This window comes from Streptomyces sp. NPDC023723 (assembly GCF_040639815.1).
Lineage (GTDB): Bacteria > Actinomycetota > Actinomycetes > Streptomycetales > Streptomycetaceae > Streptomyces.
In genome coordinates, this window is sequence record NZ_JBFAAP010000001.1 from 386,336 (window position 1) to 398,879 (window position 12,544).

Here is a 12,544-nt window from a genome sequence, read left to right on the forward strand (position 1 = left end):
TTGGCGTTTCTTGTCTCTTCATCTGTATGCCAGTGTTTATGCCGGATCGGCTGACGAGGGCGATGACGGCCGGGTGCGTCGCTCCGCGGCGTCGAACGCGGGCGCGAGAGGTGCCAGCGTCGCCCGGAGTCGGTCGGCCAGCGAGCCGGAGGGCACGAGCAGTCCTCCGGTCCCGGAACTCCCGGCGGGCCCGAGCCAGTTCTCCAGTGCGATGCGAACCGCCGCGGCCGCGCTGGCCGCGAGGACGCGGGCCGTGTGGGGTCCGGCGTTCGCCAGGCGTTCGGCGATCGCTGCCGTGAGCGGCGGCTCGATGGCGGCGGTGGTGTCGAGGAATGCGCCCCGTAGCGCGGTCTCGGTGGTGATCAGCAGCAGCGCCTCGTGCTCGCGCTCATCGGTGCTCGTGTACTGCTCGACGACTGCTTCGGTGACGGCGTCAGCCAGGGGTACTTCTGCGGGCCGGGCCCTGACCGCCGCCGCGACGTGCGCCTCACGGTCCGCGGTGACGGCGGAGACGATCGCCTGCTCGCGGCTGGAGAAGTAGTTGTTGTAGGTGCGCGGCGAGACCCCCGCCGCCTCGGCAATGTCCTCGACCCGCACTTGGTCCGGCCCGTGCTCCACGGCCAGGCGCAGCGCCGCCTCGCGCAGCGCCTCACGCGTGGCCTGCTTCTTCCGCTCGCGGAGCCCTGGTGGAGTCGTCATGCTGCCAGCGTCTCACGTAAATCTGCGCGCACGCAAACTTGCGTGCGCGCACTTTTACTGTCAGCCTCGACCCGTCCGAAACTGGCGGAGAGAAGACGGCCCCATGACCATGCGAGCAAGAGGAATGACCTACGACACCGGGCTGGCTCCGCACGGCCAGACGCCCAGCGGGCACCTCGACCCCGCGGTGGTCCGGCGAGAGCTCGCCATCATCCGCGACGACCTGCACTGCGATGCGGTCCAAATTATCGGCGGCGACCCGGGCCGACTGGAGCTGGCCGCCGGTGTCGCCGCCGAGCTCGGCCTGGAGGTCTGGTTCTCGCCCTATCCGCTGGAGCTGGATCCGAAGCGGATTCTCACGCTCTTCGGCGACTGCGCTGAGCGGGCGGAGCGGCTCCGGCGGCAGGGAGCCGAGGTCGTGTTCGTCACTGGGGTGGAGCTGAGCGTGATGAACCGCGGGTTCCTGTCCGGTGAAAACCCCGAGGAGCGGGTCGAGCGGCTGATGAGCCGGCCCGAGCGGCGGGCCGAAGCGATGCGTGAGCTCGGCGTGCGCGTCAACGCGTTTCTCCGTGAGGCCGTGGACGCGGTCCGTGAGCACTTCGGGGGCAAGCTCACCTATGCGGCCATCCAGTTCGAACAGGTCGACTGGACCCCCTTCGACATGGTGACGTACGAGCTGCTCCGGTCCGCCGAGGTCGCCGACCGGTTCCGGGGCGCCGTGCGTGCCCTGGCTCAGGGCCCGAAGCCGCTCGCCATCACCGGGTTCGGCACCGCCGCCTACCGCGGCGCGGGAGACCGCGGTGGGCGTGTGCTGGAAGTGGTCGAGCACGACCCGCGGACCAAGGCGCCCGTGCGGCTGAATGACGTGTACGAGCGCGACGAGATCGGCCAGGCCGCCTACTTGAGCGAACTGCTGGACATCTTCGAGGCCGAGGGTGTGGACAGCGCGTTCGTGTTCCTGTTCGCCTTGTCCGGCTACCCGCACCGCCCCGATGGCGACCCCAGGGATGACTTGGACCGTGCCAGCCTGGGCATCGTCAAACTCCTCGAAGGGCGTCGCGGGCGGACCTACCCCGACATGGACTGGGAACCCAAGGCCGCCTTCGCGGCGGTGGCGCGGCGGTACCGGAGGTGACGGGCCGCGCGCATGGCGGCGTGTCCGTGGGTCCGCGCTACAGCTGCTTCGCGTAGCAGAGGCTGCTGTCGTGGAAGCGGTAGAAGCCGAACTTCTCGCACGGCTGGTAGCCGCTGGAGACGTACAGCGCGACGGCCTCCGGCTGCTTGGTGCCGGTCTCCAGGACCATCCGGGTGCGGCCCGCCGCGCGGGCGTCCGCCTCCAGTGCGGCGAGGATGCGGCGGGCCAGTCCCCGGCCGCGCAGCTGCTCGATGACGAACATCCGCTTCAGCTCGGCGTCCCCGTCCCGGTACCCCTCGTCGTTGGTCTCCTGCGCCCGCCAGCCGCCGGTCGCCACGGGTACGCCGGCCTCGTCGTACGCGATCAGGTACAGCCCGTTCGGCGGTGTGAAGTGGGCGGGTTCCAGGTAGGTCTCGTCGCCGTCGTCGCCGTAGCGGACGGCGTACTCGGCCTGGACCTCGTCGTTGAGCTTCACGGCGTCGGGGTGGTCGAAGGGGACCGGGCGTATTTCCATGCGTCCTACCGTATATCCATGCGATGACGATGACTGGGATGCCTGCGGTGTCCGGGGGGTCCGGGGCGGGCGACGTCCATTGTGCCGGTTGCGCGCCAATGCTCGAAAGTGTGCGCAAGTGACGGTTATTCTTCGGTGCGGCGACAGGGCCTTGGGTGATATTTGCGGTGGCCGCCGTGAAAGGCGTGTGGATGCGGCACGGTCCTTACCTCTGGCGGGAAAGCAGTGATGTCGGCCACATCGGGTGATTGCTTTCAAGATCTTACCGAAAGGTAAAACCGAGGGGTAATGGTATTTCGATCTTCCGTGGCCTGCTCTTATGCTCGAACTGTGAATGTGGGAGCGCTTTCTTTTCCTCTCTGGTCTGAACCTTGAGCGTTATCTCAACAACCTTTGCGGGGCGCTTTACTTGGCGCAGCGGCGTGGGCCGCTGCGTGGCATCCTCAAAGGCGAGGGAACGTGAACAAGAAGAACAAAGTCCTGTGGGCCGCAGGCATCACCGCCTCGGCGACGCTGGTGGCCGCCGTCGTGGTGAGTCAGGGATCGTCGGACGGCGGGGACCGCACCGCCACCGGTTCGGGCGGCTGCCAGATCATCGGCGAGGCCCGGGACGTCAACTGCCCCGGGCCGGCGGCCGAGGAGAAGCTCGACGACTTCAGCGTGCCGACCCCGGCGGCGGCTGCCGGGCCGTGGCGCTACAAGGTGGTCAACACGTACATCGACGGCCGCGACGAGGGCCTTCAGGTACGGGTGTGCAACGTCGACGACTGCGCGGGCCCCGACGTGGCCGCCCGGCTCGGCATCGTGCTGCAGAACCACACCGTCTGGGTGATCTGCAAGGAGGACTCGGGCTTCAACGGCGGCGAGCCCGACGGCGGAACCACCTGGTACCAAGTGAAATGGCCGAGCGACAAGCCGGACTCGGACGTCGGGGAAAGCAACCGCGAGGACCGGTACAGCGGCTGGATGTTCGGAAAGTACCTGTCGCCCTCTGGACACGACGGGAAAATAGCGGAATGCGATGAGCTCGTCTGACGTCGCGTTTTCGCGGCAGCGGTAGAAAAGGAGAACAGGCGTCCGGATTTCAGGTCCGGGCGCCTGTTCTCGGTCGGCGGGCAGGGGGAGCGGTACTGCGGAATCGCCGGAGATCTTCGCCGGCGGGGGCAGTGGCGGGGCGGCGGCCGGATACCGCCCGGTACCCTGCCCCAATGCTCACCGTCACCAGCGTCAACGTGAACGGCCTGCGCGCCGCCGCCAAGAAGGGCTTCGTGGAATGGCTCGCCGGCACCTCCGCCGATGTGCTGTGCCTCCAGGAGGTGCGGGCCGAGCCGCAGCAGCTCCCCGAGGGAGTCCGCGAGCCCGCCGGCTGGTACGTCACGCACGCGCCCGCCGCCGCCAAGGGCCGGGCCGGCGTCTCCCTCTACACGCGCCGCGAGCCCGATCGCGTCCAGGTCGGCTTCGGATCGTCGGAGTTCGACGGCAGCGGACGGTACGTGGAGGCGGACCTGCCGGGTGTGACGGTCGCCTCGCTCTACCTGCCGTCCGGCGAGGTCGGCACCGAGCGGCAGGAGGAGAAGGTCCGGTTCATGGGGGAGTTCCTCGCCTATCTGAAGGAACTGCGCGAGCGGGCCGCCGCTGACGGGCGGGAGGTCGTCGTCTGCGGGGACTGGAACATCGCCCACCGCGAGGCCGACCTGAAGAACTGGCGGGCGAACCGGAAGAACTCCGGATTCCTGCCGGAGGAGCGGGAGTGGCTGGGGCGGGTGCTCGACCCGGGGGAGGGCGGGTACGTGGACGTGGTGCGGGCGCTGCACCCGGGGGTCGAGGGGCCGTACTCGTGGTGGTCGTACCGGGGGCGGGCCTTCGACAACGACGCGGGCTGGCGGATCGACTACCACGTGTCGACCCCGGGGCTGGCTGCCACCGCCGTCAAGGGGTTCGTCGAGCGGGCCGCCAGTCATGAGCAGCGGTGGTCGGACCACGCACCGGTGACCGTGGTCTACGACCGCTAGTTCTCCCAGTTCTTCTAGTCCTCCTAGTTCTCCCCGGACCCCTTCCGCAACCGCCGGTCCAGCGCCAGTGACAGCTCCGCCTCCACCACGCTCCGCGCCAGCGGGCGCAGGCGGGGCAGGTCGTTGTCGGTGGTGTGGCGCAGGATCAGGTCGGCGAAGAGGCCGGCCAGGGACTCGGCGTGGGTGCGGACCTCGCGGCCGGCGGCCAGCACCTCGGCGAGCGGGACGCCCTCGCGGACCAGGGCGGTGGACGCGTCCAGCAGCCGGCGGCTTATGTGCACGACCTCGTCGCCGTCGACGCCCAGGTAGCCGAGCTCCATCGCGGCGGCCAGGTTCTCCGGCGTGTCCTGGCCCTGGAAGTGGTCGGCGAGCTCCTCTGGAGTGAGGCGGACCGGGGTCTCCTCGGTGGGGACGCCGAGGCCCAGCAGGTCGCCGACGTCGCGGCCGTGGTCGAAGGCGTCGGCGAGTTCCGCGATGCCGTTGAGGGTGTGGCCGCGTTCCAGCAGCGCCGAGATGGTGCGCAGCCGGGCCAGGTGGTGGTCGTCGTACCAGGCGATGCGGCCCTCGCGGCGGGGCGGCGGGATCAGTTTGCGTTCGCGGTAGAAGCGCAGGGTGCGCACCGTGATGCCGGCCAGCCGGGCCAGTTCCGCCATGCGGTATTCGCGCTTGTCCGTCACGCCCCGACCTTACGGCGTACCGTCGGTAACTTTCTTTGCCCCGACCCCTACCCATCGGTAGCCACCTCCTTTACTCTCGCCATTGCGCCAGTGTTCACTGGCAGAGTCGACGGTGATGTGTGGAGGCGTCGGGATGACCGAGCACGAGCATGTACGGGTCGCGGTGGTCGGGTCCGGGTTCGGTGGTCTGGGTGCCGCCGTGCGGCTGCGCCGGGAGGGGATCACGGACTTCGTGGTCCTGGAGCGGGCGGCGAGCGTCGGGGGGACCTGGCGGGACAACAGTTATCCGGGGTGCGCGTGCGACGTCCCGTCGCACCTTTACTCCTTCTCCTTCGCGCCCAATCCGCGGTGGCCGCGCACCTTCTCCGGGCAGCCGCACATCCGCGCCTACCTGGAGCACGTCACCGACACCTTCGGGCTGCGCCCGCACATCCGGTTCGACTCGGAGGTGCGGCGGATGACCTGGGACGCGCAGGAGTTCCGGTGGGAGATCGAGACGGCGAGCGGGCGGCTGACCGCCGATGTCGTCGTGTCCGCGACCGGGCCGCTGTCCGATCCGAAGATCCCCGACATACCCGGGCTCGACTCGTTCCCGGGGAAGGTGTTCCACTCCGCCCGCTGGGACCACGACCACGACCTCACCGGCAAGCGGGTGGCCATGATCGGCACCGGCGCCTCGGCCATCCAGATCGTGCCCGCCATCCAGCCCGAGGCCGGCCGGCTCACCCTCTTCCAGCGCACCCCGGCCTGGGTGATGCCGCGCATGGACCGGGCGATCAGCGGCCCCGAGCGGCTGCTGCACCGGACGCTGCCGGTCACCACGCGGCTGCGCCGGGGAGTGCTGTGGGGCATCCGGGAGCTTCAGGTGCAGGCGTTCACCAAGCACCCCGAGGAGCTCGGGTTCGTCGAGCAGATCGCCAAGCGGAACATGGCCCGGGCGGTCAAGGACCCGGCGCTGCGCGCCAAGCTGACCCCCGACTACCGCATCGGCTGCAAACGCATCCTGCTGTCGAGCGAGTACTACCCGGCGCTCGCCGAGCCCAATGTGGATGTGGTGGCCAGTGGGCTGAGCGAGGTGCGCGGGTCGACCCTCGTGGCCGCCGACGGGACCGAGACCGAGGCCGACGTCATCGTCTTCGGGACCGGCTTCCACGTCACCGACATGCCGATCGCCGAGCGCGTCGTCGGCGCCGACGGGCACACCCTGGCCGAGAGCTGGAAGGGCGGCATGCAGGCGCTGCGCGGCGCCACGGCGGCCGGGTTCCCGAACTTCATGACGGTCATCGGGCCCAACACCGGCCTCGGCAACTCGTCCATGATCCTGATGATCGAGTCGCAGCTCAACTACCTGGCCGACTACCTGCGGCAACTGCGGGTGCTGGGCGGGCGGGTGGCCCTCGACGCCCGGCCCGGCGCCGTCGACGCCTGGAACCACCGGGTGCAGGAGCGGATGAAGCGCACGGTGTGGAACACCGGCGGTTGTACCAGTTGGTACCTGGACGCCAGCGGGCGGAACACGACCATCTGGCCGGGCACGACCGCCGAGTTCCGGCGCGCCACACGGCGGGTGGAGCTGGCCGAGTACGAGGTGCTGCGGCCCCTCGCGCGGCAGGCGCCCGCCGGGCAGCGGGGCGCGGAGGTGAGCGCGTGAGCCGGCTGCCGACCGCCGCCGCCGGGGCGTACGCCCCGCCGGTACCCGTGCGGGAGCTGACCGCCGTGTCCGCCGACGGCGCCCGGCTGCACGTCGAGTTGCACGGGACCGAGGGCGGCCCCGCCGTCGTCCTCGCGCACGGCTGGACCTGCTCGACCGCCTTCTGGGCCGCGCAGATCCGGGCGCTGGCCGCCGCCGGACACCGGGTCGTCGCCTACGACCAGCGCGGCCACGGCCGCAGCCCGGCGAGCCCCGCCTGCACCGCCGACGCGCTCGCCGACGACCTCGAGGCCGTACTGCAGGCCACCCTCGCGCCCGGTGAACGGGCCGTCGTCGCCGGGCACTCGATGGGCGGGATGACCGTACTGGCCGCCGGCGCCCGCCCGGCGGTCCGCGAACACGTGGCGGCCGTCCTGCTGTGCAGTACGGGCGCCTCGGGGCTGGTCGCCGCCGCGACCGTGCTGCCGCTGCCGGCCGGACCGGTACGGACCTGGCTGACCCGGCGGGTGCTCGGCTCCCGCGCGCCGCTCGGACCGGTCACGCCCGCCGCCCTGCGGGTCCTCAAGTACGCGACGATGGGCCCGGGTTCGGCCCCGCACATGGTCGAGGCGTGCGCCCGGATCGTGCACGCCTGTCCGCGCGGGGTGCGGCACGCCTGGTCGAAGGTGCTGGACCTGCTCGATCTGGAGCACGGCATAGGGGAGTTGACCGTGCCGGTCGAGGTGGTGGTCGGCACCGCCGACCGGCTGACCCCGCCGGTGCACGCCCGCGCGCTGGCCGCCGCGCTGCCCGAGTGCCGTGGACTGAGCGAGCTGCCCGGCATAGGGCACATGACCCCGATCGAGGTCCCGGACCTCGTCACCGCGAAGATACGCACACTCGCCGACACCTACCTACCCGCCGCCGTACCAGCCGAGGAGCGCGCATGAGCAGGGTGAGCCTGGAAGGACGGGTCGCCGTCGTCACCGGAGCGGCGCGGGGCGTCGGGGAACTGCTGGCCCGCAAGCTGTCCGTGCGCGGGGTGAGCGTGGCGCTGGTCGGACTGGAGCCGGACGGGCTGAAGCAGGTCGCCTCCCGGCTGCACGGCGACAGCGAGATCTGGCCCGCCGACGTCACCGACCACGAGGCGATGGCCCGGGTCGCCGGTGAGGTGAAGGAACGGTTCGGCCGGGTCGACATCGTGGTCGCCAACGCGGGGGTGGCCACCGGCGGTCCGTTCGTCGACTCCGACCCGGTCTCCTGGCGCCGGGTGATCGAGGTCAATCTCGTCGGCTCGGCGGTGACCGGGCGCGCCTTCCTGCCCGCGCTGTTCGAGACGCGCGGCTACCTGCTCCAGATCGCCTCGCTGGCCGCGCTCACGCCCGCCCCGATGATGTCCGCGTACTGCGCCTCCAAGTCGGGCGTGGAGGCGTACGCGCACGCGCTGCGCGCCGAGGTCGGGCACCGGGGCGTGCAGGTCGGCGTCGGCTACCTGTCCTGGACCGACACCGACATGGTGCGCGGCGCCGACCAGGACGACGTGATGCGGGAGCTGCGGCAGCGGCTGCCCTGGCCGTCGAACAAGACGTACCCGCTGGGCCCGGCCGTCGACCGGCTCGTCGAGGGCGTCGAACGCCGGCGGACCCACGTCTACGGGCAGTGGTGGCTGCGCGGCATGCAGGGTGTGCGCGGCTACCTGCCCGGGGTCATCGGCACGGTCGGCCGGCGGGAGATGCGACGGTTCGGCGACCGGCTGGGCGGGGTGGGAAAGGGCCTGGTCGGAGCGGGTGGCGCGGCCGACGAACAGCACCGCGGCACGCTCCGTGACTGATCGACATGCGCCGGGTCACCGCCCGTGTGAATCTGATCGGGCCCGGCCCGCACAGCCGTCGGCCGGGTCCGATCTCACCCAGGAGTGAACCCACATGGGTATGAAGGACCAGTTCCAGGAGAAGACCGAGCGGATGCAGCAGCAGGGCCGGCAGAAGGCCGACCAGGCGCGTGAGCAGGTGCAGGACCGCGCCCGCCGCCGGGACGACGACGCCGACGAGCGCATGGACCAGCCGCTGCACCAGGAGCCGTCCGAGCGGGCCGCCCGCCGGGACCGCGACGCCTGACGCACGCCGCCGCCGAAGGGGCGCCCTCCGCTGGCCGGAGGGCGCCTTTTCAGATGCGTGGTGGCAGTGGTGGTAGTGGTGGCCGGGAGCGGTCGGGTGCGTCGGCGAGGTCCGGTGGGGTGGCTGGCGGCTGGGTCGCCGGCAGTCCGAGGGCCGGCTGGACCGTCTCGGCGCCGGGACCCGCGACGCCTGACGCACGCCGCCGCCGAAGGGGCGCCCTCCGCTGGCCGGCAGCCTTTTCAGGTGCGTGGTGGCAGTGGTGGCCGGGAGCGGTCGGGTAGGTCGGCGAGGTCCGGTGGGGTGGCGGGCGGCTGGGTCGCCGGCAGTCCGAGGGCCGGCTGAGTCGTCTCGGCGCCGGGACCGCGACGCCTGACGCACGCCGCCGCCGAAGGGGCGCCCTCCGCTGGCCGGAGGGCGCCCTTTCAGGTGCGTGGTGGCAGTGGTGGCCGGGAGCGGTCGGGTACGTCGGCGAGGTCCGGTGGGGTGGCGGGCGGCTCGGTCGTCAGCAGGCCGAGGGCCAGCCGGACCGCCTCGGCCAGCACCGGACAGCGGCCCTCGGCCCAGTCCAGCGGAGTGCGCAGGGCCGGTACGTCGGGGTCGACGCCCCGGTTCTCCACCGACCAGCCGTACGCGTCGAACCAGGCCGCGTTCATCGGCACCGTGATCACCGTGCCGTCGCCCAGGCGGTGCCGGCCGGTCATGCCGACCACCCCGCCCCAGGTGCGCTGCCCGACCACCGGGCCCAGCCCCAGCAGCTTGAACGCCGCCGTGATCATGTCGCCGTCCGAGGAGGTCGCCTCGTCCGCGAGCGCCACCACCGGCCCGCGCGGCGCGTTCGAGGCGTACGACACCGGCTGGGCGTCGCGGGTCAGGTCCCAGCCCAGGATGGTGCGGCTGAGCGTCTCCACCACCAGTTCGCTGATGTGCCCGCCCGCGTTGCCCCGCACGTCCACGATCAGCGCGGGCCGGGACACCTCCATCCGCAGGTCGCGGTTGAACTGCGCCCAGCCCGAGCCGCCCATGTCGGGGATGTGCAGATAGCCGCAGCGGCCGTCGCTCAACTCCCGCACCACCTCGCGGCGTTTGGCCACCCAGTCCTGGTAGCGCAGCGGCCGGTCGTCGACCAGCGGCACGACGGCGACCCGGCGGTCCGGGCCGCCCTCGGCCGGTGCGAAGGTCAGCTCCACGGTGGTCCCGCCGGCGCCCGCCAGCAGCGGGAACGGGCCCGCCACCGGGTCCACCGGGCGGCCGTCGACCTGGGTGAGCGCCGCGCCCTCCCGGATGCCGGTGCCGGCCAGCGGGGAGCGGGCCCGGGAGTCGGAGGAGTCGCCGGGCAGCACCCGGCGCACCGTCCAGCGGCCGTCCCGGCAGGTGAAGTCGGCGCCCAGCAGGCCCTGGAGGCGCTGGTAGTGCGCCGGGCCCTCGTTGCGGCGGGCGGCGGCGACATAGGCGTGCGAGGTGCCCAGCTCACCGAGGACCTCCCGGAGCAGGTCGGCGAACTCGTCCGGGGACGCGACCCGTTCGACCAGCGGCCGGTACTGGTCGAGCACCGCGTCCCAGTCGATGCCGCACATGCCCGGTTCCCAGAAGAAGGCCCGGGTCAGCCGGCCGGCCTCCGCGTACGCCTGCCGCCACTCGGCGCCCGGGTCGACCTGGTGCAGGATGCGGCGGGCGTCGATCCAGGTGGTCGAGTCGGAGTCGCCGGGCTCGGTGGCGGGCACCGCCCGCAGGTCGCCCTCGTCCAGGACGACGAGCCGGGTCCCGTCGCCGCTGACCGCGAACCAGTCCAGGTGGTCGACGAGTTCGCTCTTGCGCGCCTTCGCGGGACTGAAGTGCTCCAGCGTGGGCCGCTCGCTGGGATCGTTCGGGTTGGCGAAGGTCTCGCCGAGCGCGCCGGAGATCGGCCAGCGCAGCCAGACCAGTCCGCCGCCGTCGACCGGGTGCAGCGCCGAGTACTTCGACGCGGTGACCGGGAACGGGGTCACCCGGCTGGCCAGCCCCGCCACCTCGACGCTCACCGCGCCGCCCTCGCCGGTCTCCTCCGTCACGGGGTCCAGGCCACCGGCGGCCGGGCGGCCCTCCGGGTTCAGCGCGAACGGGGAGGGGGTGGCCGAGGACAGCGGGACCAGGTACGGGCGGCAGCCCAGCGGGAAGGAGAGGTCGCCGGTGTGCACGTCGTAGACCGGGTCGAAGCCGCGCCAGGAGAGGAAGGCGAGGTAGCGGCCGTCGCGGGTGAAGACCGGGTTCTCGTCCTCGAACCGCCCGTCGGTGACATCGATGACGACCGGGCCGTCCGGCCCGCCGATCCGGGCCATCTTGATCTGCCGCAGGGTACGGCCGATCCCCGGGTGGGACCAGGTCAGCCAGCACCCGTCCGGGGAGAACGCCAGGTCCCGCACGGGGCCGTTGCCGGAGCGGATCAGCTCGGTGAGGGCGGGGGCCCCGGTGTCGGGTCCCGGGTCGGAGACGTCCAGCAGCAGGAGCCGGCCGTCGTGCGCGGCGAGGGCCAGGCGTTCGCCGGCCGGGTCGGAGACCGTCTCCAGGACCCGGCCCAGCTGCCCGGAGGCCAGCCGCCTCGGCGCCCGGCCCCCGGTGGCGCGCGGCAGGTGGCCGATCTCGACCGCGTCCTCGCCCCCGGCGTCCGTGACGTAGGCGACCCGCCCGCTGGCGCCCAGCATCTCCGGCAGCCGCACCCGTACCCCCGGGGTGTCGGCGAGGGTGCGGGCCGGACCGTCCCGGTGGGTGAGCCAGTACAGGCTGCCGCGCACGACGACCGCGCTGGCCCGGCCGGTCTCGTCCACCGAGACGCCGGCCACGTGCTGGGCGGCGGGCACCTGGTACGTACGCCGGCCCGCCCGCGGCCCGTCCAGCCGTACGTCGAGCCGGCGCGGCGCCGAGTCCGGCGCGAGGTCGTCGACGGCCCACAGGTCGCCCGCGCACTGGTAGACCACCCGGGTGCCGTCGCTCGCCGCGTGCCGGGCGTAGCAGGCGTCGTGGTCGGTGTGCCGGCGCAGGTCGGAGCCGTCGTAGGCGCACGAGTAGAGGTTGCCGACGCCCTCGTGGTCGGAGAGGAAGGCGATCCGGCCGCCGACGAACAGGGGCGAGTGCAGATGCCCGTCGATCCCCTCCAGGAGCCGCCGCCCGTGCAGCCAGAGCCGGCCGGTGGCGCCGCCCCGGTAGCGCTTCCAGGCGGCGGGTTCGTGCGGCGGGGTGCCGGTGAGCAGCAGGGTCCGGCGCTCGCCGTCGAGGTCGGCGGCCTGCAGGTCGCTGACCGGCCCCCAGGGCAGTTTGCGGCCCGGGTCGCCGTCGCAGGAGATCTTGTACGCCCAGGTCAGATGGGAGAACGGCTCGCCCTGCGAGGTGACGGCGAGGACGGCGGACCGGCCGTCGGCGTCCGGCGGCGACCAGCCGCAGACCCGGGTGTCGAGCGAACCCCAGTGGGTGAGCTGCCGTCCCGGCCCGCCCGTCACCGGCACCAGGTGCACCTCCGGCAGCAGACTGCGCCAGCTCGTGTACGCGAGCCGGCGGCCGTCCGGCGAGAAGCGCGGGTGGGAGACCTTGGCGCGGTCGACGGTGAGCCGCCGGGCACAGCCCGGCCCGTCCAGCGGCGCGAGCCAGAGGTCGTCCTCGGCGACGAAGCACAGCAGGCCGGCGTGGAGGTGGGGGAAACGCAGATAGCTCACCCTGTCCATGCTTTTCCGGGCCCCGTGGGGCAGCAACTCGTGAGCGGCGCACAGTCATCCCTTACGCGGCGCTCACA

The 12,544-nt window shown here is 72.4% G+C and carries 11 protein-coding genes; 7 read left to right on the forward strand and 4 right to left on the reverse strand.

Annotation, left to right across the window (positions count from 1 at the left end):
• Window positions 1-36: 36 nt before the first annotated feature.
• Window positions 37-699, reverse strand: a complete 663-nt coding sequence (locus AB0G32_RS01885; RefSeq protein WP_361156715.1) for a TetR/AcrR family transcriptional regulator — start codon at window positions 697-699, stop codon at window positions 37-39.
• Between the two features lie 124 nt (window positions 700-823).
• Here AB0G32_RS01885 and AB0G32_RS01890 point away from each other — a divergent pair, with 124 nt between their 5' ends.
• On the forward strand, window positions 824-1,834 hold the full coding sequence (locus AB0G32_RS01890; protein WP_361156717.1) for a hypothetical protein: 1,011 nt from the start codon (window positions 824-826) through the stop codon (window positions 1,832-1,834).
• A gap of 37 nt (window positions 1,835-1,871) precedes the next feature.
• On the opposite strand, the gene AB0G32_RS01895 is transcribed toward AB0G32_RS01890, so the two are convergent.
• Window positions 1,872-2,348: a GNAT family N-acetyltransferase gene (locus AB0G32_RS01895; RefSeq protein ID WP_361156723.1), complete on the reverse strand. Its 477-nt coding sequence runs from the start codon at window positions 2,346-2,348 to the stop codon at window positions 1,872-1,874.
• 459 nt (window positions 2,349-2,807) lie between these two features.
• Between AB0G32_RS01895 and AB0G32_RS01900 the strand changes: the two genes are divergently transcribed.
• Both AB0G32_RS01900 and AB0G32_RS01905 read left to right on the forward strand, forming a co-directional pair.
• A complete protein-coding gene (locus AB0G32_RS01900) occupies window positions 2,808-3,383 on the forward strand; it encodes a hypothetical protein (protein WP_361156726.1) in 576 nt (191 codons plus the stop codon).
• 173 nt (window positions 3,384-3,556) lie between these two features.
• Window positions 3,557-4,360: an exodeoxyribonuclease III gene (locus AB0G32_RS01905; RefSeq protein WP_361156728.1), complete on the forward strand. Its 804-nt coding sequence runs from the start codon at window positions 3,557-3,559 to the stop codon at window positions 4,358-4,360.
• 23 nt (window positions 4,361-4,383) lie between these two features.
• Here the strand turns inward: AB0G32_RS01905 and AB0G32_RS01910 are convergent, their stop codons facing one another.
• On the reverse strand, window positions 4,384-5,037 hold the full coding sequence (locus AB0G32_RS01910; RefSeq protein ID WP_361156730.1) for a MerR family transcriptional regulator: 654 nt from the start codon (window positions 5,035-5,037) through the stop codon (window positions 4,384-4,386).
• A gap of 133 nt (window positions 5,038-5,170) precedes the next feature.
• Here AB0G32_RS01910 and AB0G32_RS01915 point away from each other — a divergent pair, with 133 nt between their 5' ends.
• The 4 genes from AB0G32_RS01915 to AB0G32_RS01930 all read left to right on the forward strand — a co-directional run bounded on the left by AB0G32_RS01915 (window position 5,171) and on the right by AB0G32_RS01930 (window position 8,784).
• Window positions 5,171-6,688, forward strand: coding sequence for an NAD(P)/FAD-dependent oxidoreductase (locus AB0G32_RS01915; protein WP_361156733.1), 1,518 nt, complete (start codon window positions 5,171-5,173; stop codon window positions 6,686-6,688).
• Window positions 6,685-7,617: an alpha/beta hydrolase gene (locus tag AB0G32_RS01920; RefSeq protein ID WP_361156736.1), complete on the forward strand. Its 933-nt coding sequence runs from the start codon at window positions 6,685-6,687 to the stop codon at window positions 7,615-7,617. The genes AB0G32_RS01915 and AB0G32_RS01920 overlap by 4 nt, the downstream gene beginning before the upstream one ends.
• The gene (locus AB0G32_RS01925; protein WP_361156739.1) at window positions 7,614-8,498 is read left to right on the forward strand and encodes an SDR family oxidoreductase; all 885 of its coding nucleotides are present in this window, start codon (window positions 7,614-7,616) and stop codon (window positions 8,496-8,498) included. The genes AB0G32_RS01920 and AB0G32_RS01925 overlap by 4 nt, the downstream gene beginning before the upstream one ends.
• A gap of 94 nt (window positions 8,499-8,592) precedes the next feature.
• A complete protein-coding gene (locus tag AB0G32_RS01930) occupies window positions 8,593-8,784 on the forward strand; it encodes a hypothetical protein (RefSeq protein WP_361156742.1) in 192 nt (63 codons plus the stop codon).
• 422 nt (window positions 8,785-9,206) lie between these two features.
• Here the strand turns inward: AB0G32_RS01930 and AB0G32_RS01935 are convergent, their stop codons facing one another.
• Window positions 9,207-12,476: a S41 family peptidase gene (locus AB0G32_RS01935; protein WP_361156744.1), complete on the reverse strand. Its 3,270-nt coding sequence runs from the start codon at window positions 12,474-12,476 to the stop codon at window positions 9,207-9,209.
• Between the last annotated feature and the right edge of the window lie 68 nt (window positions 12,477-12,544).